Annotated in this window: 20 protein-coding genes; 5 read left to right on the forward strand and 15 right to left on the reverse strand. The window is 50.3% G+C overall.

What is annotated here, in order from left to right:
- Positions 1 to 2: 2 nt before the first annotated feature.
- From IEX02_RS13125 to metF, 3 genes are all read right to left on the reverse strand, one after another.
- On the reverse strand, positions 3 to 653 hold the full coding sequence (locus tag IEX02_RS13125; RefSeq protein WP_188695921.1) for a hypothetical protein: 651 nt from the start codon (positions 651 to 653) through the stop codon (positions 3 to 5).
- A 122-nt stretch (positions 654 to 775) separates the two neighbouring features.
- Positions 776 to 1,636, reverse strand: a complete 861-nt coding sequence (locus tag IEX02_RS13130; RefSeq protein WP_188695923.1) for a virulence factor BrkB family protein — start codon at positions 1,634 to 1,636, stop codon at positions 776 to 778.
- A 90-nt stretch (positions 1,637 to 1,726) separates the two neighbouring features.
- Positions 1,727 to 2,611, reverse strand: a complete 885-nt coding sequence (metF, locus tag IEX02_RS13135; protein WP_188695927.1) for a methylenetetrahydrofolate reductase — start codon at positions 2,609 to 2,611, stop codon at positions 1,727 to 1,729.
- A 157-nt stretch (positions 2,612 to 2,768) separates the two neighbouring features.
- Between metF and metJ the strand changes: the two genes are divergently transcribed.
- Positions 2,769 to 3,095, forward strand: coding sequence for a met regulon transcriptional regulator MetJ (metJ, locus tag IEX02_RS13140; RefSeq protein ID WP_188695930.1), 327 nt, complete (start codon positions 2,769 to 2,771; stop codon positions 3,093 to 3,095).
- Between the two features lie 8 nt (positions 3,096 to 3,103).
- On the opposite strand, the gene IEX02_RS13145 is transcribed toward metJ, so the two are convergent.
- The 6 genes from IEX02_RS13145 to IEX02_RS13170 form a co-directional block, all read right to left on the reverse strand.
- Entirely contained in the window at positions 3,104 to 3,580 is a 477-nt protein-coding gene (locus IEX02_RS13145; protein WP_188695933.1) for a GNAT family N-acetyltransferase, read from the reverse strand.
- Positions 3,577 to 4,041 (reverse strand): NfeD family protein, encoded by a 465-nt coding sequence (locus tag IEX02_RS13150; RefSeq protein WP_188695936.1) that lies wholly within the window; start codon positions 4,039 to 4,041, stop codon positions 3,577 to 3,579. The genes IEX02_RS13145 and IEX02_RS13150 overlap by 4 nt, the downstream gene beginning before the upstream one ends.
- Complete coding sequence (locus IEX02_RS13155) at positions 4,041 to 4,985, reverse strand: SPFH domain-containing protein (RefSeq protein WP_188695939.1); 945 nt, start codon at positions 4,983 to 4,985, stop codon at positions 4,041 to 4,043. The genes IEX02_RS13150 and IEX02_RS13155 overlap by 1 nt, the downstream gene beginning before the upstream one ends.
- A 177-nt stretch (positions 4,986 to 5,162) precedes the next feature.
- The gene (cobN, locus tag IEX02_RS13160; RefSeq protein ID WP_188695942.1) at positions 5,163 to 9,083 is read right to left on the reverse strand and encodes a cobaltochelatase subunit CobN; all 3,921 of its coding nucleotides are present in this window, start codon (positions 9,081 to 9,083) and stop codon (positions 5,163 to 5,165) included.
- The gene (locus IEX02_RS13165) at positions 9,080 to 9,424 is read right to left on the reverse strand and encodes a DUF2149 domain-containing protein (RefSeq protein ID WP_188695944.1); all 345 of its coding nucleotides are present in this window, start codon (positions 9,422 to 9,424) and stop codon (positions 9,080 to 9,082) included. Before IEX02_RS13165 ends, cobN begins: the two co-directional genes overlap by 4 nt.
- On the reverse strand, positions 9,424 to 9,954 hold the full coding sequence (locus tag IEX02_RS13170) for a MotA/TolQ/ExbB proton channel family protein (RefSeq protein ID WP_188695947.1): 531 nt from the start codon (positions 9,952 to 9,954) through the stop codon (positions 9,424 to 9,426). The genes IEX02_RS13165 and IEX02_RS13170 overlap by 1 nt, the downstream gene beginning before the upstream one ends.
- 172 nt (positions 9,955 to 10,126) lie before the next feature.
- Here IEX02_RS13170 and IEX02_RS13175 point away from each other — a divergent pair, with 172 nt between their 5' ends.
- A complete protein-coding gene (locus IEX02_RS13175) occupies positions 10,127 to 12,310 on the forward strand; it encodes a TonB-dependent hemoglobin/transferrin/lactoferrin family receptor (protein ID WP_188695950.1) in 2,184 nt (727 codons plus the stop codon).
- A gap of 55 nt (positions 12,311 to 12,365) precedes the next feature.
- Here the strand turns inward: IEX02_RS13175 and pdsS are convergent, their stop codons facing one another.
- Together pdsS and pdsR are read right to left on the reverse strand one after the other, a co-directional pair.
- Positions 12,366 to 14,519: a proteobacterial dedicated sortase system histidine kinase gene (gene pdsS, locus IEX02_RS13180; protein ID WP_229702221.1), complete on the reverse strand. Its 2,154-nt coding sequence runs from the start codon at positions 14,517 to 14,519 to the stop codon at positions 12,366 to 12,368.
- A 5-nt stretch (positions 14,520 to 14,524) separates the two neighbouring features.
- Complete coding sequence (pdsR, locus tag IEX02_RS13185; protein WP_188695957.1) at positions 14,525 to 15,223, reverse strand: proteobacterial dedicated sortase system response regulator; 699 nt, start codon at positions 15,221 to 15,223, stop codon at positions 14,525 to 14,527.
- A gap of 193 nt (positions 15,224 to 15,416) precedes the next feature.
- Between pdsR and pdsO the strand changes: the two genes are divergently transcribed.
- Positions 15,417 to 16,142, forward strand: a complete 726-nt coding sequence (gene pdsO / locus IEX02_RS13190; RefSeq protein WP_188695961.1) for a sortase-associated OmpA-like protein PdsO — start codon at positions 15,417 to 15,419, stop codon at positions 16,140 to 16,142.
- Between the two features lie 67 nt (positions 16,143 to 16,209).
- On the opposite strand, the gene IEX02_RS13195 is transcribed toward pdsO, so the two are convergent.
- Together IEX02_RS13195 and trxC are read right to left on the reverse strand one after the other, a co-directional pair.
- Entirely contained in the window at positions 16,210 to 16,725 is a 516-nt protein-coding gene (locus IEX02_RS13195; RefSeq protein ID WP_188695964.1) for a DUF1993 domain-containing protein, read from the reverse strand.
- A gap of 14 nt (positions 16,726 to 16,739) precedes the next feature.
- Positions 16,740 to 17,186, reverse strand: coding sequence for a thioredoxin TrxC (trxC, locus tag IEX02_RS13200; RefSeq protein ID WP_188695968.1), 447 nt, complete (start codon positions 17,184 to 17,186; stop codon positions 16,740 to 16,742).
- A gap of 172 nt (positions 17,187 to 17,358) precedes the next feature.
- Here trxC and IEX02_RS13205 point away from each other — a divergent pair, with 172 nt between their 5' ends.
- Positions 17,359 to 21,900 carry a PAS domain S-box protein gene (locus IEX02_RS13205; protein ID WP_188695971.1) on the forward strand — a complete coding sequence of 1,514 codons (4,542 nt, stop codon included), beginning with the start codon at positions 17,359 to 17,361 and terminating at the stop codon, positions 21,898 to 21,900.
- Between the two features lie 35 nt (positions 21,901 to 21,935).
- Here IEX02_RS13205 and IEX02_RS13210 read toward each other — a convergent pair whose 3' ends face one another.
- On the reverse strand, positions 21,936 to 22,676 hold the full coding sequence (locus IEX02_RS13210; RefSeq protein WP_188695974.1) for a creatininase family protein: 741 nt from the start codon (positions 22,674 to 22,676) through the stop codon (positions 21,936 to 21,938).
- 197 nt (positions 22,677 to 22,873) lie between these two features.
- On the opposite strand from IEX02_RS13210, the gene IEX02_RS13215 reads away from it, so the two are divergent.
- Positions 22,874 to 23,437, forward strand: coding sequence for a phosphoribosyltransferase (locus IEX02_RS13215; protein WP_188695978.1), 564 nt, complete (start codon positions 22,874 to 22,876; stop codon positions 23,435 to 23,437).
- 41 nt (positions 23,438 to 23,478) lie between these two features.
- On the opposite strand, the gene IEX02_RS13220 is transcribed toward IEX02_RS13215, so the two are convergent.
- Complete coding sequence (locus IEX02_RS13220; protein WP_188695980.1) at positions 23,479 to 24,774, reverse strand: NCS2 family permease; 1,296 nt, start codon at positions 24,772 to 24,774, stop codon at positions 23,479 to 23,481.
- Positions 24,775 to 24,824: the final 50 nt, after the last annotated feature.

Genomic DNA, 24,824 nt, shown 5'->3' on the forward strand with positions numbered 1-24,824 from the left:
CACTATTCATCGACTACAACTCTGAGGCCGTTCTTATCAGCCACAATCAAATAAGAGCGGCCATAGTCCTGCTGGCACAAATCGATGGGGTGGTTTGCCAGCGACAGCGAGCCACTGCAATGCTCAAGACTAATGTGGTTTGAGACTACACCAGATTTGGCTCGACTAACTACAATACCATTCAGCGCAATATCCATATCAACACTAGCCAGCACTCTTAAGGTTATCCTGTTGTTCTGGTTACGCGGTGACTTATCAAATACAGAAAGCTCATACTCGGAACCTCTCATCCATGCCACCACCCAGGTGCGCCCCCCATCCTTTACACGCGCATCCAGTTTCCGTTTCTTGGTATTACTATTGTTATCCCGCACCCCAAAGGTCGTATTATCATGATCGTCATTCCACCCGTAACGGTAGTGACTGTAATCATTTTTAAGCAATTCCGTAGCTTGATACTTATCCTGAAAAACATCGCCAATCATAACCTGGGGCTGTAGGTAAAATCTGACATCGTCGTCCAACACATTCACAAAGGTAAGGGCGGTGTATCTGTTCTTCGGCCTGTCCTCAATGGATTTATCTATTTTATCGCTGCATGCCACCATTCCCATAACACCCAGTAGCAACAGCACACTCTGTTTCACACCCATTCTGATCACTCCCTTTCAGCTAATAAACAACGTCTTAGTATCTGCCTGAAGAAGATACCAAGTTGATATTCGCTTAACTGTTAGGAAGTGTGGGGAACTGTAGTGAGCTGTAAGAATTTTTCTTAAACTTGTTCATCCTCAGCGGATTGCTGAGCCAGGTTTTCAACCTGAACGGTAAATTCCGCCCCCAGTAATACCACCATCCAGGACAGGTAAATCCAGACAAACAGAATGGGTACCGCAGCCAGCGCACCGTAGATCATCTGGTAAGACGGAAAGCTGGCCACATACAGGGCAAAGCCCTTCTTTGACAATTCAAACAAACAAGTTGCCAGAAAGGCGCCGGCAAAAGCATGGCGGGTACGTACGGCGCGATTGGGCACCACCATATACAAAATAAAGAATGCGCCCAAGGATGTGATAAAGGGCACCATTTTCAACAATACAGTGGTTATTCCCGGCGTATAGTCTTCGGCAAAAGCCGCCAGCCCGACCAGATAAGAGCTAATGGCCAGACCTGACCCTATCAGTAATGGCCCCAGGGTCAGTACCATCCAATAAATCGCGAAGGTAAAAATCGCCCGCCTGTCACTGCTAGTGCGAAAAATATGGTTGATGGTCTTATCTACGTTGGATATCAGCATCAGCGCCACAACCACCAAAAAGATGATGCTAACCGCCCCCATCTGGGATGCATTACCGACAAACTCAGCCACATACTTCTGCACGACTCCGCCCGCATGAGGAACAAAGTTGCTAAAGATAAAGGCTTCCAGATCGCCACGGGCCGAGCCAAATGCGGGAAACGCCGACAAAATGGTGAAAAACACCATAATAAAAGGGACCAGGGATAACAAAGACACATAGGCAAGATGCCCCGCAGTGACAGTGATCCGGTCTTGCTGGCAGCGAGCGACCATGGATAAGGCGAAATACTTCACCTGACTTGCTGACAGCTGTGTTAAACGAGTGAACTTATCCATGCCCTGACTCCGGCGCTAATACAAGCACAAGTGTAACGCGGCGCACAAAAAAGGGCATCCCCTGATGCCCTTCTCTATGGAATCTGCGTGTTAGTCGGCACGCAATCCCAACATATGGCATATGGCGTAGCTGAGTTCACAACGGTTTAGCGTATAGAAATGAAAATTACGCACACCTTCTTTGGCCAGGATACGGGTGGTATCCATGGCGATGCTGGCACCAAGCAGATTGCGGGTGGTTTGATCATTGTCATCCAGCCCTTCGTACATCTTATGTAACCAGCCCGGCACATGCACATTGGTCATACCGGCAAAACGCACGAGCGTGTTGTAGTTTGTGACCGGCAAAATGCCTGGGATAATTTCCAGATCGATACCTGCCGCCGCGGCTCTGTCTCTAAAGCGCAAGAAGACCTCAGCATCAAAGAAAAATTGGGTGATGGCCGAGGTGGCTCCCGCTTCCGCCTTCCGCTTAAGATTCAACAGATCAAACTGGCCATTGGGTGCTTCAGGGTGAATCTCTGGATACGCTGCCACGGCGATATCAAAGTCTGCCACCTCTTTTAACAACGCCACCAGATCCGCCGCATAAAGCTCGGTTTTATTTACGCCTTTTGGCAGATCGCCACGCAACGCCACAATTTTGCGAATACCAGCCTGCCAATAATCTTTAGCAATCTGCCTGAGTTCTTCACGGCTGGCATCAACACAGGTCAGGTGAGGCGCAGCCGCCACGCCCGTTTCTGTCTGGATGCGCTTAACCACATCATGAGTGCGATCACGCTCACCGCTGTTAGCACCATAAGTCACCGACATATAAGCTGGCTTCAAAGGCGCAAGACGCTGCACCGAATGCCACAGGGTCTGCTCCATCTGCTCGGTCTTGGGCGGAAAAAATTCAAAGGACACATTGATATTACGCAGCTCTGACAACGAATTGTTCAACGCATCAATGCCCTGGGCATAGGAAACCATAGTGACTCCTGAAAATCGGCTCATATATCTAGACGTTTAGACGGCTAAATCTACTTGGATTCCACTCAGACATCAAGATGTTTGGACTTCTAGATTGACTGAATTTTGCCAGCGGTTAGAATTTTGCCATCTAACATAAAATAAAACAGGCAGAAACATGGCTAAATGGAATGGCGAATATATTCATCCCTACGCCGAGCACGGAAAGAAAAGCGAGCAGGTCAAAAAGATTACGGTGTCCATTCCATTGAACGTGCTGAAAGTGCTGACCGATGAGCGGACCCGTCGTCAGGTAAACAACCTGCGACACGCCACCAACTCAGAGTTACTCTGTGAAGCATTCCTGCATGCCTTCACCGGGCAACCCCTTCCCAACGATGCGGACTTACAAAAAGACAATCCACATCGCATTCCTGCTGAAGCGCGCACCATTATGGAAAAAATGGGTATAGATGTGCAGGCAGTGGAGGCGCAGGAAGACTAATTATCAAATTAAGCGCGCCTGGCCGCAGGTTGGGCCGCTTGCAACTCCTCCGCCCTGCCCTGAAGACTGTAAAACTCAGGGTCTTCCGCGCTAATGCGAAAACCAGCACTTACATAAAACTGCAAAGCCTGCTGATTACAGCGAAATACCCTTAGCTCAAGCTGCCGCGCTTGATAGGCTTGTAGTAGCGACAACAGCACTTTGCGGCCAATGCCTTTATTGCGCCATTGGGGAGCAATGATCAGCATAGTGACATACAGCCCCCGCTCCGAATCGCGGCTTACCTGTGCATAGCCTAGGTTCAAACGCCCGGATACCAACAATAAGTTGTCGTTATTCTGCCAGCGTTTGGCGAAATCCTGACGTTGCCAACTGTCATCCCATCCCCACTGGGTCTCAATATGGCCGCGCATCGCCTGCTGATAGAGCCGCCAGAAATAGCCCTTTTCCTCGTTACCGGCCGGGGCTAAACGAATATGTTTCACGATGCATCCTGTGCAGGCATAACATCCAAGCGCCCAACACTCGCCTTAACGACCTGTACTTGCTGGCCGGCCGCTAGCTGTTGCTGACTGTATACCTGCCACGTGATGCCTGAATAGCGATACACAATACTTTGGCCCGGCGACAATGCCTCGGGCAAGCTGAACTGGTGGCCTATCAGGTCGCTTTGTACCTGCTTGGGTTTATCTTTGCTTTGCAGATTCTTAAGTGGCTTCCACAACAGCAAAGCCAACGCAGCACTGATTATTGCCACGCTGGCCAGGGCGCTGTACATATCCTGATCCAGCACCCCCATATACATCATCAATCCTGTGGCCAAAGCAGCAAGTCCAACGAAAAACAGCACAAAGGTAGCAAAACCCAGTATCAGCACTTCAATCGCCAGTAGTGCCAACCCCAGCACCATCAAACTTTCCGCCATATGTTCGGTGAACACTGTCATCAGGCCCCCTTATTACCTTTGATTCCGGTAATAATGGTCATTGCCTGAGCCACCATAGAGGCGGCATCGGTACCACTATCTGGCAACAACACCACTGAGGACTCTTTGGCAATGGCTTGTTTGGCTGCAATGGCCTTGGTTGCCAGATCCAATTGGATGGCTTTTTGTCCTTGCTCGGTATTGGCGGCCTCACCCACTAGACGCAACGCTTCGGCCTGTGCCTCAGCTACCGCCAAAATGGCTTTAGCTTCACCTTCGGCGCGCAGTACCTGCTCAGATTTCTCAGCCTCGGCGGCTAACACCACAGATGCCTTTTCACCCTCGGCACGGTTAATGGCTGCCTGACGGTCACCTTCTGATTCTAGAATTTGCGCCCGCTTGACACGTTCGGCCTTCATTTGCGCCTCCATGGCTTCCATCACAGAATGGGGTGGCACAATGTCTTTGATTTCGTAACGCATGACCTGGATTCCCCAGGGACCAGACGCTTCGTTGATGGCAGACACAATATTGGTATTCAGTTGGTCACGCTCTTCGAAGGTTTTGTCTAACTCCATCTTACCTAGTTCGGAACGCATGGTGGTTTGGGCAAGCTGCGTCACGGCAAAAATATAGTCATCTACGCCGTATGTTGCCTTGTATGGATCCAGCACACGGAAGTACAGCACCCCATCCACCTTCAGGGAGATATTATCTTTGGTGATAGCACTCTGTTCAGGGACATCCACCGCCTGCTCTTTCAACGAGCGGTCGGCAGCAATTCGGTCGATAAAAGGCACAATAAAGTTCAGCCCTGCCTCGCGGGTAGACTGGTATTTTCCAAAGCGCTCAATCAAATAGGCACGATTCTGCGGCACAAAGATGATGGAGGACTTAAGCACCACCACCACAAAAATGAGCAAAAAGGTTTCGATACGTAGTACGTATTCGAATAACAGTTCCATGGCTCTCTCCCAAAACGCCCGAGTATTCGGCCTACGATAAGTCAGTGATGGGCAACTGACAATATTTAAGCCTTTAATTATGCAGGGAAAAGGAAGTTAGTTGCCGGCAAGCGTGAAGAAAACCTGCCGACATACTGCGATTGACCTATCCCCCGAATTCAACTCCATCGCCAGCGACTAACCCTGACTGACAGCCCTTTGGGGTCGGCGTTGCAGGTGGGGGCTTGCCATACCCAACAAAAATATTGTTCCAATCAGATACCAGGCGCGGTAATCAGGTTCGATAGTTGAGGCTTTTTGTACTTCCTCAAGTTGTTGTCCTTGCACCTGCTGGGCGGCGTTAGCTGGACTGGCTGTTGCAGGCGAACTGACCGGCGGTGCCAGACCGAAACCGAGCGACTGCTGACTAACAAAGTCCTTAAATTTCTGATTGTCGGTAAACAGATCATGGCGACTGGCCAGATCCTGGTATTCCTCCAACATCCTTTTTAAGGTTTGCTCATCTGTTTGCCAGTAGCCTTTACGCACGGCTTCCAGCATCCGTTCCAATATCTGCGCCATGGCATCTGCATTATGTGTTTCGAAAAAGGTCTTCATATCGAGTTGATACTTGTCCTCCACATAGACATCAAAAAATTCCTGCCATTGATCGTCTCTTATTGCCTCTGGCGTCATCACCTCCCATCCCCACATATTGTTCATCCGGTCCAGGATAGCCGTCGCACCGGCATAACCAGCCTCTTGCATGGCACCTATCCAGCGTGGATGAAAGTAGCGACTACGCATTTCTTGATTAAGAAAGTCCGCCATAGTCTGACTTTTCACATCGTCGGCACGGCGTAGGTTAGACACATACATTTCTGGCGTTTGACCATCCAGGTGGCGCACAGCCAGCCCCACACCGCCAAAATACTGGAAGGGGTCATCGTTGGTCATTAACGCATAGAGGTTAGTGGAACGGGAGAAAATGACGCCCTCGGTGCCTGACAAGGCTTTGCCGTACAAACCAAAGTCAGCCACATTTTCACTCCAGCGCGCTTCATCTTTGCCGAAAGCAAATCCCATACGGCGTAAGTATGTTTGTGCCATATCAGAGTCATCTTCCCAGGTATCAGACGCCAGCGCTTTACCCGCCAGCCCCGTGCCGTAGGCACCCGATTCATTGGAGAAAATTCTCACCGAAGACAGGTAGTCGGCATCTTCATCCGTTTTACCGCTTTCCAGCAGCTGATTTTTCAGCACACTGGCATGCCTGAATACAAAGTTGTTTTCCTCTTTCAGCCTGGCGACTTTATCTATGGCGTCGGCCAGCCACAGAATCACATTAGGGAACGCATCCCTGTATAATCCCGTTGCCGACACCACCACATCAATACGGGGCCGCTTTAGCTCGCTGTATGGAATAATCTCAGTATCGGTAATCTGCCCTTGCGCATTCCATACCGGCTTCACGCCAAGGGCATAGAGGATCTGCGCTTCCAAGGCCCCCTGATGGCGCATGGTTTCCAGTGACCACAAGGAAAATGCCAGCTTTTGCGGATAACGGCCATGCTTCGCTACGTAATCCGCAATAGTTTGCTCCATTACGGCGACCCCGGCCTGATACGCTTCAGGCGATGGTACTTTAGAGGGATTAAAACCAATCAAATTACGACCAGTGGGCGCAGCTTGCGGATTACGGATGGGATCGCCCCCATAAGAAACCGGAATGTAGCGGCCGTTTAATGCAGCCAACAGGTTTTCTACCTCCGCAATTTTCTGAAAATTATCCCAGTGTTGACGCCCTTCGTTAAGCTTGGTTTGCAGTGACGCTGACAGGTTAGGCAGGGGTTGTCCTAAGAGGTAATTACGTAACAACTGAAAGCCATCAATGGCTTCCAAGGCAAGCACCCCATTTTTATCCTGTCGCAAGCCAGCCTGCAGCGTTAATTCTTGTTGCTGCTCATATTGCGCAGCCTCTTGCATAAAGGGCTCACCAAGAATCTGCAGTATAGTACTGTACAAATGTGCATCCTGAGGCAGTAGCCCAAAGGTATGCACGCCCAGCGGCTGACTTTGTTCACTAAGCGCATTGAGATGGTCCTGTATTTTACTGAGTTGCTCTGCAAAATTGTCCACCAACTGCTGTTTGGTGAGCGCCAGGTCAGCGAGAATATTCAGCTCATCGGCCAGCTCTATGATCTTGTTCCGGGTATTGTCCCGCGTTTGTCCCTGCTCCAACATCAGGTGGTTGTTGATAAGCTCATTGAGTTTCGCCACATCGGCATACAAACCGGCTTTGGCAAACCCTGGAGTTAGGTGACTTAGCATGGTCGCCCGCCCCCGCCGTTTGGCCTGCATTGCTTCCCCAACGTTATCGATAATGTAAGGGTAAAACACTGGCAGATTACCTATGGCCAGATTTGGCGCGTCAAACACAGATAAGCCTCGCTCTTTGCCCATCAGCCATTCTTGCGAGCCATGCGTACCTAGGTGAATCAGCGCGTTGGCACCAAAGACCTCGCGGGTATACAGGTAAATCGCCAGATAGCTGTGATTAATGGGTGTCTTGGTACTATGGTAAGAAGCCGCATGCTCTTTTGCCGTCTCTCCCCTAACACCCTGTGGCAATACAATCAGATTGCCCAATTGCATACGCGGGATAACAAACTGCTGCTGTCCATTATGTTCGGTCAGCATATTACTTTCGGTTGCCTCACCCCAGCGCTCAATAATAGGGGTACGAACAGACTCCGGCAGACGATTGAACCAGTCCTGATAAGTCTGTAGCGGCAAATAATCCGCCAAGCCTTTGTCTATCAAGCTGGCACTGTTCTCGTTACGGTAATAAGGGCGCAGTAGCTGGCCAGCTGCCTCAATTAAATGCTGCGCATCAGGGCTATCAACCTGGTATCCCTGCTCACGCATGGCCCTGGCTATTTCTGCGATAGAAGCGGGTACATCCAAGAAGGCTGCACCAATGTTCTTTTCACCAGGGGGGTAGTTCCAAATGAAAGTAGCTATCTTTTTATCTGCATTGCCGATATGTCTTAGGTTGGCGTGGTTGAAAGCACGCTCTACCAGCGCATCCATCTGTTCCTGCATAACCACCTTACGGCCACCTTTGTTAGCCGCGATAATCTGCGGGTCGGTGCTGCCGGTATCTTCCGGCATCACCAGGAAGAAGGGGGTCAAGCCAGGAGAAATACCGGCATGATCGGCAGCAAAGGCTTCCTCATCACCCTCGGTATAATTCAGCGCATGTAAAACCGGTACGGCGAGCCGCTCAAATTCCTTACGACGCTTTTCCACATAGTGCAACGAGCGATAGTTAATCAACAAATCCGGACGGGTAGCCCCTTGTGCGTCTTGCAGCAACTCGGTGTAATTCAGCGCTTGGTCTTCCCCTTCAAAGAAAAAGCCAAAGGCCTTACCGCCCCTACGCTCAATTCCCCTTATCATGGCATCAACAATTTGCTGCTGCTCGTAATCCACCACAGAGCGATGTATGGCAATACCGACCAGGGGCTGGTTGTTTTTTACTTGCAGTGAGGCAAAAAAGCGCCCTTCATCGTCGGTCACCTGATTGGGGAAGTCTGGGTGATAAAGTCCAACATCAGGTATTAGAACCGGCGGTTCAGGTTGCTTTTCTGTCAACGCAAAAACCTGCGAACTCAGGTACAACATCAGGTTGCGATAATTGTTGCGCCCGGCATTGCTGAAATACTTCGTCACCAAGCTATGTTGTTGGGTAGGCAATCCCTGGTTCATCGTCTGGTTTTGCGGATCGCCAAGACTGACCACCGGCACGGCAGGAAACTGGCTCAGCAAGGGCTGATATTTGCCAAACATAAATCCAGAAAGTGCCGGGTTAATACCATCAAGCAGAATTAGATCGGCATTTCCCCATTCCTCTGCGACTTGCGCTTCGCTTTTGCCTTTGGCACTAAAACGCTCGAGCTTAAAAGGTTGATCCGCCGCCAAGGATTCAAGCAAGTCCCCCTTAGCTTTAGCGGCATGGCCAGACATCATCAGCAACACCGTTTTTGACGCTTCTGTCTTGTCGGCGGTGACCGAGAAACTGAGTAAACTTAACAGAAGAATAAACCACCGATTCATGGTTTAACCTCCGAAGAAGAAGCGGAGGTTTCCTGCCCCTCGGGCACATAGACAAAACTGCCATCGGCCATTCTGTAGGCAACGCCGGCTCGCATCCCTTCGCCTGCGCCTATTTCACCACTGGCTTTGTATTGCTTAATTTCCTTACCTTGCTTAACAATCATTTGCATATCTTCCTGGCCGGGATTTTTGATCACCGTCACATCCTCGGTTGAAAATACGCTAAGGGGATTTTGCGCAATGGAGATAAGCAAAGCCGCAATGATCACCAAAAAGACATCCACCAGGTTGACCGCACTAATGATGGGGTTCAGTTCTTCATCTTCGTTAAGAAACTTCATCAGCTTTCCGCCTTGAGCTTGCGGATATTAATCAGCTCCGACGCAAACCAACGCTTTTTCACCGATGCCGGCCAAAAGGTCAAAGTGGCAATTACAAGCCCCCAAATAACCGCGGCAAAGGCAATGATAAGGTTCTCACTGATCCCTTGAATATTGCCATCAGCCAGGGATTGCAGCGCAGGTCCCATAGGAATCATGGTGGCTATAAGACCGAGCATGGGCGAAACGCGAGTAACGATGCGCAAATTTTCCAGCCTCTTTAACGCATAGACTTCCAGTTCATCTTCAGAGGCGCTGGGATTGGCCGCAAAGTAATTATGAATTGGATAGCCTGACAGCCAGCCAAGCTGCTTGTTTTCGATTTGTCGCAGGTATTGAATAGCGTTTTTCTTACGCACCGAATAAAGCGAGACAAAACGGCCCAAAGCAAATATTGCGTAAACAAACAACGCAATGATCACCAGCAATACGGGGGTCATCAGCATGGCAGAGATATCCGCCATCATGGTCTCAATATGTTGAATATTCATAAAGTTACTGTTGATTCCAAAGGGACAAAATGCATACGACCGGATTCTAGCAAAGTTAACCACCACAGACAATACGAATACAACTGAGAATAATTCTCAACCGTATTGACATCATTTTGTTTGCTCCTTAACATGCCCCGCATCCCCTCCCAGTCATTAAGTAAGGAACCTTATGTTCAAGCCAGCCATGCTTGCCATGTCAATCAGCAGCGCGTTGTTTGTCTCCATCCACATCCACGCCGATGAACAAGTCGGTGAGTCCGCCAATGAACATGAAGTGATAGTCATCAGCGGAAACCGGATTGCCAAGCCGTTGAAAGACGTGGCAGGCACCATCAATGTCGTCACCGCTGAGGATATAGAGAATTTGAGCATCAACGACATGAACCAGTTGTTTAACTACGAACCCGGCGTTTCTGTCACCGGTCGGTCAGGTGGCGCACAAAATGTCATTGTGCGCGGCATGGGAGGCGATCGGGTACTGATGATCAAAGACGGCATGCGTATGAATGAAGGATATGGTGCCAACGGTTTGAACGACATTGTAGGCCGCGGTTTTATCGACACCGACACCTTAAAACAGGTAGAAGTCGCCAAAGGTGCAGCTTCTTCCCTTTATGGTTCAGACGCGCTGGGCGGCATTGTGGTCTTTACCACCAAGGATGCCAGTGACTACCTTGAAGACGGTGAACATGTAGCTGGACGTACTAAGCTCAGTTACAGCGACCTTACCAATCAGTTCGGTCAGGCGGGCACCCTGGCGCTACGCTATGGGGATACCGAACACTTACTCAATGCCAGCTTTCGTCAGGGTGAGGAAGAGCAAAATTATCATGGTAGTGCGACGCCGTTTGATATCGACAGCCGCAGTTTGTTGTACAAGGGAAAGCTCCACTTAACCGAGACCGACAGCCTGACCTTGCTGGCAGATTTCTGGCAACAGGATACCCTGGGTGACAGTGCTGATGGTCTGCTAGCCTATTTCCGGGGTTTGGATAAGTATGGCTATCAGATAGTAAGGGAGAATAACGAGGGAGAAAAAGAAACCCAGTCATTTAAGCTTAACTATCACTCCGATGCCCAGCGTGTATGGCATGATTATCTGGATATCAATCTCTACAGGAATAAGAGCAGCCAGGCAGATACCGAGTACGGCAAACTGGATATTGATGCTCCCATGTTTGGAGTGAAAGAAGTCAGAGACATGTGGCAAACGGCGCTGTTCGAACAAGACACCTGGGGCCTGCTATCAAATGCCAGCAAAAAGCTTAATCACAACCACACCCTGGGTTTCGGGCTTGATATCGAACATACCGAGAGCCTGCGTTCAGTGCACGAATTGCGTATCGCCGACGGTAATACCACCCGGGATCTCAGCACCAGTAAGTTCCCCACCAATGATACCAGGCGCTATGGCCTGTTTATTAACGACGAAATACGCCTGCTTGATGAGCGACTAACGGTGACACCGGGTGTACGCTTTGACAGCTATAAAATGGATCCCAATGGGGCCAAGAAGCTGGATGGCAGTGAGTTTGCGGTTATTGATGAACAGCATTTTTCATTAAACCTAGGCGCACTGTACAGCCTCAATCCTATGCTTAACTTGTATGCCCAGTACGGCCAGGGTTTCAAGGTTCCCGCCTACGATCTGGCCTATATTGAACATGCCTTGCAGCCCACTTCTACCTATGCGTATGAAATAGTACCCAGTGATAAAGACTTGGCACCAGAGCAAAGCGATACCTATGAGTTTGGCCTGCGTGGTCATATTGGTGACGTCACCATTAATGGCGCACTATTTTACAGCAAGTACGACAACTTTTTGTCTACCGTGCTGCTAAGCAGTGAAACCATACTGGACAACAATGGCGACTTCTCCCACCTGTTTGAAAAGTATCAGTATCAAAATCTTGAATCTGTGACCATAAAAGGCGCAGAACTGAGCCTGAACTGGTATATCAATGATGCGTGGTCTGTACAGGCAAATGCAGCCTATCAGGACGGTAAAAACGACGAAAGCGATGAATACCTGCATTCCATTAATCCGCTGTCAGGATTGCTGGGCTTAAGTTATCAGGATGAGGACCTCAGTTCCCATTTAGTACTCAACTGGGCTAAGGCTATGAGCAAAGTTAATCAAGGCGAAACCCGCTCAAGTGGCTATGGTGCACTGGACTGGCTGCTCAGCTACCAGATAACTGACAGTCTGCGCGTAAATCTGGCGGCCAATAACCTGCTCGACAAAGAATACCTTCGCTATAGCAGTATTGCCGGTCGCGCCGAAGGTAGCGATCTGAGTTCACTGGCCGAAACAGGCAGAAATTACACCGCCAGCGTGCAGGTTAGTTTCTGACCTGCTTGTTTCCCCAGGCCCGGGACTGCCGGGCCTTTCGCGACTCTGCGCGTCTTCACACCAGAGGAATGCTTACCTTAACGGTAACTCCATCTCCCTTCTGATTGTCGGTTAATGCTATGCTGCCATGATGGAACTCGGTGATCAGTCTGGCGATATACAAGCCTAATCCCAGGTGCGGCTGCCCAGGCTGCCCGGTTCTGACCGACACCATGGAATCAAATAAGCGGCCACGCATTTCGGTGGGTAACAACGGGCCGGTATTACTGATATGCAGAACCGCCTTACGCCCCTGACGCTGCAAACTGATGTCCACCGGCGTACCAGGCGCAGCAAACTCCACCGCATTAGCCACCAGCTTATCCAGCAACTGCGCAAATAGCTCAGGAGCACCGTCCACCTTAAGCTTGTTATCAAGGATATCAAGCTGCAACAACGTGTCGGAATAAGCCAGTTGATAGCCTTGCACACAACCAGCCAGAACGTCGTCCAGTAAATACTCGTGCCGCTCTACCGTTTGCAAACTTTGCTCTAAACGGGTGGCTTCGCTCATATTGGTCAGTATTAAAGACAACCGGTTTAACCCTTCCTGAGCGCGCTGCAGGTAAACGGAGTCGGCCAGTTTTTCCTCTTCCATCTGCAAAGTTTCCAGAGAGGAACGCACAACAGCAACAGGGGTACGCAGCTCGTGGGATAAACGCGACGACATACTTTCCAGGTAATGGTGATACTGACCTAAGCGCTGCACCATATCAGCCACGGTACGCGACAAATCGCCGATTTCATCCTGAACGTCGGAGGCTTTTAGCTGGCTACGAATACGTCCTTGCTCATCAATGGCCTGATCGGCCTGATCACGTAAACGGCGGATCCGACTGGAAATTCTGGACGCCAGTAAAAACAAGCCCAGGGTACCAAGCAACATCACCGCGAGCATCAGAGTGAATAGTTTCTCCAACGCCAGATTACGTAGGCTGCGTATACCGTTAGTCGTTTCTTCGGCAATCACCGCCCCCATGACCTTTTCATCAATATACACAGGGTACGCCGCCGCCAGAACCACGGCCTTGCTGTCCGGGGTTAAACGCCAACTGGAGCCCGGCTGGCCCGCCAGCGCCTGTTCAATATGGCTGCCCTGCAGATTTGCCACATCATAAAGTTCATCAATAAAATCACTGGGGGGACGGGTCAGAAATTTATAATACAGCGGATACAACCAGCGCTGGGCTACTTGCCCCCACCAGCTGTCATCTTTGCTGGTCGCCGGGCGGCTCCAGATGCCGTCGGAATTTTTAATATCACCAGATTTGGCCAATACCCGTTGATGCTGATCCACCACCCAGATGCGTGAATTGGTATGTCCAAGCCCTTTGATAATCTGTTCAATCTCAGGAGAAGGCACCAACACAGTCCCCAGCTTGTCCTCTTCCCACACACTGGACGTACCAATAGTTGCTACCGGCTGTCCGCCCGGCTTGTCCACATCGGTAATGGCAAAACTCAGCTTGCTACCTAGCAGCTCAAGAGGAATACGCAGTTCAATGTTGTAGCCCTGCTCGGTTTCCAGCCAGGCCCCCTGAATTCGGCTCTCCGGTCTCAGCGCTTTATTGGTTTGCCCGGCGTCTACGCTCATTTCATAGGGCGTCAGCCAACCGGGTTTGTTGGTGGCAATCAGGTAACGACGAAAATCCCCCGCCGGGGTGGTGAAGGCAATCTGCAGGTAGTCATTGTTATCCACGCTCAGACTGTTGGCCGAGCGATAAATCACAACATCATCAGACACCTCAAAATAGGCGTATAAATACTGTCGATACTTGCCAATCATATGCTTAAAACTCAGCGAGGTTGGCTGATAGGCATTACTCTGAAAAATGACATAATCCTGACCGTATTGCAGCGCGTGCTGCTGCTGGCGCCAGTCAGACAAATCCCCGTCAAGACGGATGGGATCAACAATAGGATAGGCATAGAGATCGCGGCCTTTTTCGACGCTTAGGTAACTGGCCTGAGCATCAAACAGCTTAGGCCGTTCGTGCAAAGCGGTCGCTACCGCCCTGACGGTACCCAGTAAGGTTCGCTCCTGACCGGCACGCAGGTACTTCTCCATTTCCCAGACATATTCATAGCCCAACCAGGGAATACTGAACAGGAAGCCGGACAATAGCAGCAGCTTAAAACGCAGGCCAAAGAAATGAAACTTACGCGACACCCGCATTAATCCTTATCGCAGGTCCAGCGATACCCCATGCCATACACGGTATCAATGCAGTCAAACGCTTCATCCATATGCACAAACTTCTTACGGATGCGCTTGATATGTGAAGTGATGGTGCTGTCGTCCACCACCACACGGGCATCCTGCATCAAGTGCTGACGGCTCTTAACATGGCCGGCAAAGCGTGCCAATGCATGCACCATCCAAAACTCTGTCACGGTCAGGTCAACCGGGGTGTCTTTCCAACGTGCCTGCATACGATTGAGATCTAAACTCAAACTACCGCATTGCACCTGCTGTTGTTTGTCATCCGGCTGGCTCAAGGCTTCCATGCGGCGAAACAACGCAGAAATACGGGCCGTCATATGTGGCATACTGATGTCTTTGGTCAGATAATCATCGGCCCCCATACGCAGGCCGGATACCGTATCCAGATCCGAATCCCGGGCGGTCAGAAAAATAATCGGCAAGGTGGGCGACATGCCACGCAATGACTGGCACAACAAAAATCCGCCATCAATCTCATCTTCCAGGCCAATATCAATAATGGCCAAATCCGGCAAACGCTGCTCAAAACCGCCCATTGCCTCACGGCGATTGGAATAGGTGGCAACCTGGTAGCCCTGGCGTCGCAATACCGCCGCATAGTTCTCACGGATAGCAACTTCATCTTCAACAATGGCGATTCTTCTACTCATAGCAATCACGACAATCCTCTTGTATGTGCCGGACTATACCTTAACTGCTCTGGGAAACTAGACGAGCCGGGCAAATGCCATGATTTCGCCACAATTCATCGGTGCATTGCCCTTTTTGCTCCCCTTTTGTGCCAACTGGCCTGTGTTTAATGGAATGGTCGAAACACACATACCCTCGTTAAGGAGAGCAAAGATGAAAAAGTTAGCAATAGTATCTGGATTGATGATGGCCTTATCTGCACCGGCAGCCATGGCCGCGAGCGAGAACATGAAAAAAGCGGAAAATATCGGTTTCGGTTCAGGTCTGGTGGTCGGAGCCATAGCTGGTGGGCCGCTGGGCGCCATTATCGGCGGTATCTCAGGCATCTTTGTCGGCCACTCGGTTGCAGCGGACAAAGAGATCGAAAACATGGAAACCGCGCTGGCACAAAATGAAGATGAAATTAATCAGTTGCTGGCATCTAACCAGCAACTGCTGGGCCGTCTGCGTAGCAGTGAAGAACAGCAGCGCCTGCAACTGGTATCTCTGACCGAGCGTGAAAATGCCGCCATGGATACCAACCTGACCATGCATGTGCAATTCCGTACCGGCTCGAGCAAACTGGAATCCATTTATAGTCAGCAGTTGGCTGAATTAGCCGATGCCATGCAGCAAAACAAACAACTGAAAATTGAATTATCCGGCTTCGCCGACCGTCGTGGCGACGAGAAATACAACCAAAGCCTGTCTGCAGAGCGAGTAGAGTCGGTCAAACAACTCTTGGTTAGCCAGGGCGTCTCAGCAGCAAGAATCACATCCCTGGCCCTGGGTGAAGCCATGCCGCTGGACACAACCCCAAGCCTGGATGGTGACAGCTTTGATCGTCGCGTCAGCCTGCGCTTAAGCGCTGATAGCCTGCAAACTGTCGCGAACCACTAAGGCGCTTTTTAACTGCAACATTCTCCTGTTCCTCAACCCCTTTGGCGCCTGGCAACAGGCGCCTTTTTTATACTCCGCCTATGGCCCCCAGGTAATCCTTTTTACCTATATCTACCCCTATATGACGCAAAATGCCGTAGGCGGTACTGATGTGGAAGTAGAAGTTTGGCAGCACAAACTGCTGAAGATAATCCTGACCCTTGAAGTTCAGCGTGATACCAGGGAAATTCAACTGAATCGCTTTATCTTCGCTGCCAACAAACTGTTCAGGGCTGAGCTGGCTAAGAAATCCCAGGGTTTTCTCTACCCTGTGTTGCAGCTCCTGCAGGGTCTTTTCCTCATCGGCAACGCTGGGATTTTCTACCCCGGCTAACCTGGCACCGCAACCTTTGGCCGTATCACAGGCAATTTGTACCTGCCGGCTTAACGGCACCATATCAATGGCCAGACGACTGGCCGCCATCACATCAGAGGCAACTTTTTTGTTGTCAGCGAACTCAACGGCTTTAGTCAGAATAGTCTGCAGATTTTGTAAACCCTGACGTAATACCGGAACTGATGCACCGTACATTGAAAGAGACATTTTAACCTCCGTAGCTAGTTTAAAGCTTGCAGTTGTTCAACTAACCATTGCTGAAACTGCAGCTTAGGTAAGGCACCGGATAAGCGGGTCACTTCCTTACCTTGGTGAAACAAAATTAAGGTCGGTATGGAGCGAATACCAAAGGCAGCGCCACTTTGGGGATGTGCCTGGGTGTCCAATTTTAGAAAACGCAGTTGTGTCTGCGCCGACTCAGCGACCTCCGCGTAGACAGGGGCAAATCCCACACATGGGCCGCACCAGGGAGCCCAAAAGTCCACCAATACAGGCATGCCACTATGCTGAATATGCCGCTGGAGGCTGTCATCTGAGCATTCTATTGGGTTGGACAGAATGAGGGGGGCCCGACACTTTCCACACAAGGGGTGGTGTGCCACTTTCTCAGCAGGGATACGATTTATCGCACTACATGAAGGGCAAACCAGTTGCACAGCGCCTGACATAAAATACCTCGAAGTAAAACACTAACCTCTGATATTGGCCTGTTTGCGCTACATTCAATATGAGCCTTTAATATTTTTCGCCCCTATAAATTGTACTTGCGACTATTCTTGGAGCTTGATACACAGACAATTGCACCGACATTTTGCTAAGCACAGACAGGGATAAGTAACCTTGACGTCATCACTCATCCAAACAGCCAGCCGCCTTCCACTTGCCCGCCATCTGATGCGTCCCGGCACTGCCCTGATAGTGCTAATATTTGCTTTGTTGCTGGGACTGGCCAGCTATGCCGATCATCTAAATAATCAACGTTTTCAGGAAAACAGCCGGCGTATTGTCAATGATGAGCTAAGCGTACTGCGGGCGCGCCTTGAAGGCACCATCATCAGTAACATTCAAGTCGTTCAGGGGTTAGTCGCGGTGATTCAGAATGACCCTGATATCGACCAATCTCGCTTTTCCGATATCGCCAGATACCTTATCGGCTCGCATACCGAACTACGCAATATTGGCGCCGCCCCCGATATGGTTATCCGCATGATATATCCGCTAGCAGAGAATGAGAGTGCTATCGGCCTGAATTACCTGACCCGCCCAGATCAAATGCGCAGTGCTGAATTAGCCATGACCAGCGGTAAAATGGTTCTCTCCGGCCCCGTTGATTTGGTGCAAGGCGGCCAAGCCTTTATCAGCCGTATTCCCGTGCAGGTAGATACACCAGATGGACAATCTCATTTCTGGGGATTGGTCTCTGCGGTCATAGATATGGAACGGGTATACCGCAGTAGCGGTCTTTTGAATCCTGACCTTGGTTTACAAGTCATTATTCTTCAAGGCGGCAAATCCCAACTTCAGGATTCGGTCTTTTTCGGCTCCCCGGCCGTATTAGATCAACATCCGGTGCAAATGTCGGTGACACTGCCCGAGAGCAGTTGGCAAATTGCTGCCATTCCCCTGAATGGTTGGCCCAAAGTGGCAGAGAACGCCACGGCCTTTCGCATCATTCTGTTGGTCATTGGCTCAGTCCTCTTCGCATCTTTGTGTCTGTTGCTGAATCTTTTCAATAAACGACGGGATCAGGAAAAACGCCTTAAAGGCTTGTTTCGCATGTCTCCTCTTGGTATCAGCCTGAATGAATTTGGCTCAGGTAAATTCCTGGACGCTAACCAGGCCCTGCTGGATATTACCGGCTATAGCAAGGAGGAACTTCAGGCCCTGGACTACTGGCAGATCACCCCTAAATCCTATGAAGAACAAGAACAACAGCAGATCCAACAATTAAAAACCACAGGGCAGTATGGCCCTTACGAAAAAGAGTATATCCACAAACGCGGTCACCGCTTCCCCGTGATGTTGAACGGCATGTTGATTCAGGACAGCCAGGGTCGGCAAATGATTTGGTCTATCGTAGAGGATATCTCGCTGCAGAAGCAGACCAAGAGATTGCTGGAAGAACAACGGGAACAATTGGAGCTGGTGCTGGAAAGCACGGCTGTTGGTATCTGGGACTGGTATATCCCCAGCGGCAAAACCCAATTTAATGAGCGCTGGGCCGAGATGGTCGGCTATACGCTAGAAGAGCTGCAACCCGTCTCTATCAGCACCTGGCTAACCTTGGTTCATCCTGATGATTTAGCCAACTCAGAGACCCAGCTCGATCGTCACTGGCAAGGCCAAAGCAGCCGCTATATTAGTGAAAGCCGCATGCGGCACAAAAACGGCAATTGGATATGGGTGCTGGATACCGGCAAGGTGGTGGAGTGGGATACGCAAGGCAATCCAGTACGTATGGTGGGCACCCATATTGATATCACGGCACAAAAGCTGGCCAGTATGGAACTGGAGCGCTCACAAAAAGAGCTGCAAAGTTTCTTTGATGTGTCCCGCAACCTGCTATGTATTGCCAATCAAAACGGTTATTTTGACCGGGTAAACCGTGCCTTCGAAACCATTTTGGGCTATAGCGAAGCAGAACTGCTGCTCACCCCTTATTTGGAATTTGTTCACCCCGATGACACCCGGGCCACCTTGGAAGAGCTGCAAAGCTTGAACGAAGGTAAGCCAACGACTTCCTTTATCAATAGATTTCGATGTAAAGATGGCCGTTTTGTTTACTTAAGGTGGAATACCACGCCAAACCTGTCAACCGGCAAACTTTATGCGTCTGCCACCGATGTCACACAGGAGAAAGACAGCGAGTTGAAGCTGGCGCGCCAGCGTGAAATGCTGGAGTCGATGAGCCAGCAAGGCCGCATTGGTGCCTGGGAAATAGACCTATGCAGCTCCGTGGTTATCTGGTCCAGTATGATCAAAAACATTCTGGAGTTGGAGCAAGATTTCACCCCGAAACTATCCTCCGCAGCGGATTTCACTAAAGCCGGCGTACATCGTAAACGTCTTGAGCAAGCCATACAGAACGCTATCGAGGAAGGCACCGACTGGGAATTAGAACTCTTGGTGGTCAGCGCCAAAGGTAATGAAATATGGGTATCAGTAACTGGGCGCGCAGAATATAGCCAAGGGCAATGTGTCCGACTGTTTGGTTCATTTCAGGATATAGACTCACGCAAACGTGCCCAAAAGGTCGATGAGGAAATAGCAAGGCATAATGAAATTCTGGCGCGCCTGACCGTCCACCCTGCTATTTTGCAAGGTGAGCTGAAGCTGGCTAAACATACCTTGGTTGAGCAACTCAGTCTGGGCATAAAGGCCGAACACACCAGTTTATGGCTATTTAGTGAAGATCACCGCAGTTTGACCTGCTTGGTTGCGTACCAACACAGTACCGGCAATTTCAGCCAAGGCGATGAACTGCAACAGCAAGATTTCCCCCGCTACTTCTCGGCCTTGTATCTAGACTCCCATATCGCTGCCGCAGATGCCCAGCACGATCCCCGCACATCAGAATTTACTCAGGATTACCTCGCCCCCAATGATGTGAAAGCCCTGCTGTGCACAGTGATCAATGGTGGCGGTGGCATTGTCGGCGTACTTTGCGCACAACACACCGCGAGTAAACGCAGTTGGAGCAAGGCCGAAGAAGCCTTTATTGGCTCCCTGGCCACCCTGACCGGCACCTTGCATGCGGCAGATCAGCGAAAACGCGCTGAGAAAGCACTGCTTAGCGCCAAAGAGAGTGCAGAAAAGGCCGCCAAGGCCAAAAGCGAATTTTTAGCCGTGATGAGCCATGAAATCCGCACCCCTATGAATGGCATTTTGGGCATGCTGGATCTGATGCAAGCCGGCAAGCTGAGTGATGAACAACACCATCGTGCCGGTATTGTCAGAGGCAGCGCCGAGTCCTTACTTAGCTTGCTGAATGACATCTTAGACTTCTCCAAGGTGGATGCTGGAAAACTAGAATTGGACGCGGTGCGTTTCGAGTTAAAACCTTTGCTGGTGGATATCATGCATGCTGTCGCCTATAAGGCACAAAGCAAGGGCCTTGAGCTACTGATTGATATGCGGGAGATTGAGCACCACTGGGTAATTGGCGACCCGGGCAGGCTCAGGCAGGTACTGTTGAATCTGCTGGGTAACGCAATCAAGTTCACACAAAAAGGCCATGTACTCTTGCGCTGTGATACCCAGTTTCTGGATAACACCCTGTTTTTCCATGCCCATGTTATAGATACCGGGATTGGCATTCCCGAACACCGACAGACAGAGCTGTTTACCCCATTTACTCAGGTTGATGCCTCAACAACACGACACTACGGAGGTACTGGGCTGGGACTGGCTATTTGCCGACAGTTATGTGAACTGATGGGCGGGGAAATTACCTTACAAAGTCAGGTCGGCAAAGGCAGCTGCTTTAGTATTGCGGTAAAAATAAAACCATCGGCAGGCCTGGATGCTGTTCATCCGCAATTACGCAAACACAAAGTACTGGTCGCCGCGCCCTATGCCATGACCAGGGAGATATACGCCCAACAGTTAGCCTCTTGGGGAGCCATCGTACAGCAAGCTGCTACTCCGCAGGAGTTGCTCCAACAGATACAGGACGGAAAAACCCATCGTCAACCATGGGATTTGCTGTTACTGGATACAGACATACTTACTCTGCCTGAAGCAGAGAAACTGTTGGTGTTTTTAAGGTCAACCAAACTCCCCTTATTCGCTGTACATCAAGTACAAAACAGCAGTCAGGCTCTGCTTAACCCAATAAGCTTTGCCAATCTGTACAAACCCTTATCACCTATGGAGCTAGCCGCTCACCTGTTGGTTTGGCAAAAAGGTGTATGCGAGCTTCCTGAGCAGAATAACGCTCTACCTGTGCCCCAACTCGCGCAGCAACATGCACCTGTCCTGCTGGTAGAAGACAATGCCATTAATCAGGAAGTGGCCAAGTCCATGCTGGAACGATTGGGCATGCGCGTAGAGTTAGCCAACAACGGTAGTGAGGCACTACAGAAACTGACCGGCTCAACGACCTATCAGCTAGTACTAATGGATTGTCAGATGCCCATTATGGATGGCTATGAGGCGACCCGCCGCATTCGCAAGGGGGAATGCGGCAGGCATAACAGCAATATTCCCATCATCGCCATGACCGCTAATGCCATGCAGGGTGATGAAGAAACCTGCCTGGCTGCAGGTATGGATGTGTATTTAAGCAAACCAATAAATCTGAGCCGCCTGTATCAGGCAATCACTAACTTGTTGCCTACGGTAGAGCTTTCTCAACCCTCAACGGATAAGCAACAAGTGTAAAGCCCAGGCATGTTGTGCTTTTTGGTGCGGCCAGGTTAGTCTGAAAACTGCGTAAACTCGCTAATCAGCGCTGTTGCCGCTTTCTGAATAATGCGCTCGCCATCTTCTACGTTGGCCTGACTCGGATCGGAGCCGATACGGCCATCCGGGAAGCTTTGCCGATAGGCATAGGCATGGCTAATCTCACCCATAGGTGCAATTTTCGGTGTCATTTCCACCTGTTTCTGCGCCTCGGGGTAAGCCGCATAGGTGACCGCCACTTCAGAGGCTGTCGCATGAGCACCATGTCCTACAGGGTAGATTTCATTGCATAACTCGGTGACCCCAGGTAACTGCCACCAATTTTGTAGCTTAAGCTGCAAAGCCTGCTCGGGCGGCGTCTTGGCAAAGCTAAGCTCGGCATACACCTCGGCAAAAGCGGCATTAATTGTCGCAATATTGCCACCATGACCATTGAGCCAGTAGATACGTTCAAAGCCATGTCGACGCAATGACGCTATCCAATCCTGCATGGCGGCAATCATAGTCGAGGGCCTTAAGGTAATAGTCCCAGCAAAGTCCAGATGGTGTTGGGCACAGCCAACATTGAAGGTTGGCCCCACCAAAAGGTTTGCTTGTGCTGCGGCGCGGTGGGCAATGATTTCCGGACACAAGGCATCGGTTCCCAGCAATCCATTGGGCCCATGCTGCTCAACCGAGCCAATGGGGATCACTATTGCCTTGGAAGTTTGCAGATATTCTTCAACTTCCACCCAGCTTGCTTTCATTAATTGCATAACCACATCCAATATAAAACCCGTAAGTCTGAGTATATGATGTCGCCCAGACACTGCCTATTGCCCCAGCCTTATCACAGCGCACGTTCACCGCAGATAAAGCGCAGGCAATGTCAGCAAGATCATCGTAAAGCCCTGTAATTTCCCCTCAATTCCTCTATAATTCGCGCCCTTTTTAATCAAATTGAGTGAGCGGCATGTCGGAAAAGAAATTCATCACCTCACAGGAATTACTGCAGGACGCCTTTCGTTTAGCCTCTATCGTCTATGAAGACGGTTTCAGGCCAGACTATATAGTCGGTATTTGGCGTGGTGGTGCACCCATAGGGATTGCCGTTCAGGAGTTCTTTGATTACAAACATGTAAAAACAGATCATATTGCGGTTCGCACTTCGTCTTACTACGGCATCGGCAAGCAATCTAAAGAAATTAAGGTGCACGGTCTGCACTATCTGATTGAGAACGCCAATGCCGACGATAAATTACTGATCGTGGACGACGTATTTGATTCGGGTCGCAGCATTGAAGCCCTGTTAACCCAGATTCGTAAGCTGTCCCGCCTAAACACGCCGCACGACATACGTGTTGCCTGTCCCTGGTATAAGCCGAAGAACAGCAAGGTCGATATCGTTCCGGACTATTACGTCAACAAAAGCGAAGAGTGGCTGGTGTTCCCTCACGAGCTATCCGGTCTGACGCCTGAAGAGATTGCCCAAGGCAAAACCGAACTGGCGGATATTCTGGATATCCTGACCAAGTAAAATAAAAAAGGGAGCGCTTGCTCCCTTTTTTCTGCTCTGACCTAGTGGTCAAAGAACGCAATTTTCAGTACAAACAACGTCGTTAACACCCATACGCTCATACTGACTTCACGCCACTTACCACATACCGCTTTAGCGAAGGCGTAAGTAATAAACGCCAAGGTAATACCGTGAGCGATAGAAAAGGTCAGCGGGGTAAACAAAAGTACCACAGTCACTGGCGCCGCTTCGGTAATATCTTCCCAGTCAATCTCACGCAGATTAAACAACATCAAAATGGCAACATAAAAAATAGCCCCCGCTGTTGCATAGACAGGGATCATCGCGGCCAATGGCGCGAAGAAGATACTCAGCAAGAACAGGATCCCAACCACCACGGCAGTGAGTCCGGTGCGCCCCCCGGCGGCCACGCCGGCAGCACTTTCTACATAACTGGTGGTCGTGGATGTACCCAATGAGGCACCGGCAATAGTCGCTGCACTGTCACTCATCAGCGCCTTGCCAAGCCCCGGAACGCGGCCGTCTTTATCCGCCAACCCGGCTTTTTGGGTAACTGCAATTAAGGTGCCTGAGGTATCAAACAGATCCACAAACAAAAAGCCGAACACCACACTCAACATGGAAATTTCCAGCGCGGCCTGAATATCCATCTGCATAAAGGTAGGCGCTAAGGAAGGTGGTGCAGAAACAACACCGTTGTATTGCACATCGCCACTCACCAAGCCAATCACTGTCATGGCTAAAATAGCTATCAGCACCGCCCCCGGCAGGTTACGAGCCGTAAAGGCGGCAATCAAAAAGAAGCCCAGAATACTCATCAGCGGCACAAACTGGGTCAAGTCACCTAAGGTCACCAGGGTCACCGGATGCGCAACAATAATCCCCGCGTTCTTTAAGGCGATCATCGCCAGAAAAGCCCCAATGCCCGTGGCAATCCCCAACTTTAAGGTTCGTGGAATGGCGTTAATAATCCATTCCCGCACCTTAAAGGCACTAAGGGCAAAGAACAGAATACCGGATAAAAACACCGCGCCCAACGCCGTTTGCCAGCTGTGCCCCATGGATTGGACCACCCCATAGGTAAAGAACGCATTCAGTCCCATACCCGGCGCCAAAGCCAAAGGGAAATTAGCCACCAGCCCCATAATCAAACAGCCGATAGCGGCCGCCAGACAGGTCGCTACAAACACCGCTCCCCTGTCCATCCCGGCATCGGCCAAAATAGAGGGGTTTACAAAGATGATATAGGCCATCGTCAGAAAGATAGTGAGCCCGGCAAATACTTCGGTTTTTACATCACTGCCTCTGGCAGACAACTTGAAGAGTTTCTCCAGCATTACTTACTGCACCGCATTGAAAAAAGGCGGCGATTCTAAGCTATACAGGC

The organism is Bowmanella pacifica, assembly GCF_014645355.1.
Classification (GTDB): Bacteria; Pseudomonadota; Gammaproteobacteria; order Enterobacterales; family Alteromonadaceae; genus Bowmanella; species Bowmanella pacifica.

What these genes read in the sequence shown, in the direction of transcription:
- IEX02_RS13125 (WP_188695921.1), bottom strand. Translation starts at nt 653, where the DNA reads ATGGGTGTGAAACAGAGTGTGCTGTTGCTACTGGGTGTTATGGGAATG.
- IEX02_RS13130 (WP_188695923.1), bottom strand. Translation starts at nt 1,636, where the DNA reads ATGGATAAGTTCACTCGTTTAACACAGCTGTCAGCAAGTCAGGTGAAG.
- metF (WP_188695927.1), bottom strand. Translation starts at nt 2,611, where the DNA reads ATGGTTTCCTATGCCCAGGGCATTGATGCGTTGAACAATTCGTTGTCA.
- metJ (WP_188695930.1), top strand. Translation starts at nt 2,769, where the DNA reads ATGGCTAAATGGAATGGCGAATATATTCATCCCTACGCCGAGCACGGA.
- IEX02_RS13150 (WP_188695936.1), bottom strand. Translation starts at nt 4,041, where the DNA reads ATGACAGTGTTCACCGAACATATGGCGGAAAGTTTGATGGTGCTGGGG.
- IEX02_RS13155 (WP_188695939.1), bottom strand. Translation starts at nt 4,985, where the DNA reads ATGGAACTGTTATTCGAATACGTACTACGTATCGAAACCTTTTTGCTC.
- cobN (WP_188695942.1), bottom strand. Translation starts at nt 9,083, where the DNA reads ATGAATCGGTGGTTTATTCTTCTGTTAAGTTTACTCAGTTTCTCGGTC.
- IEX02_RS13165 (WP_188695944.1), bottom strand. Translation starts at nt 9,424, where the DNA reads ATGAAGTTTCTTAACGAAGATGAAGAACTGAACCCCATCATTAGTGCG.
- IEX02_RS13170 (WP_188695947.1), bottom strand. Translation starts at nt 9,954, where the DNA reads ATGAATATTCAACATATTGAGACCATGATGGCGGATATCTCTGCCATG.
- IEX02_RS13175 (WP_188695950.1), top strand. Translation starts at nt 10,127, where the DNA reads ATGTTCAAGCCAGCCATGCTTGCCATGTCAATCAGCAGCGCGTTGTTT.
- pdsR (WP_188695957.1), bottom strand. Translation starts at nt 15,223, where the DNA reads ATGAGTAGAAGAATCGCCATTGTTGAAGATGAAGTTGCTATCCGTGAG.
- pdsO (WP_188695961.1), top strand. Translation starts at nt 15,417, where the DNA reads ATGAAAAAGTTAGCAATAGTATCTGGATTGATGATGGCCTTATCTGCA.
- IEX02_RS13195 (WP_188695964.1), bottom strand. Translation starts at nt 16,725, where the DNA reads ATGTCTCTTTCAATGTACGGTGCATCAGTTCCGGTATTACGTCAGGGT.
- trxC (WP_188695968.1), bottom strand. Translation starts at nt 17,186, where the DNA reads ATGTCAGGCGCTGTGCAACTGGTTTGCCCTTCATGTAGTGCGATAAAT.
- IEX02_RS13210 (WP_188695974.1), bottom strand. Translation starts at nt 22,676, where the DNA reads ATGCAATTAATGAAAGCAAGCTGGGTGGAAGTTGAAGAATATCTGCAA.
- IEX02_RS13215 (WP_188695978.1), top strand. Translation starts at nt 22,874, where the DNA reads ATGTCGGAAAAGAAATTCATCACCTCACAGGAATTACTGCAGGACGCC.
- IEX02_RS13220 (WP_188695980.1), bottom strand. Translation starts at nt 24,774, where the DNA reads ATGCTGGAGAAACTCTTCAAGTTGTCTGCCAGAGGCAGTGATGTAAAA.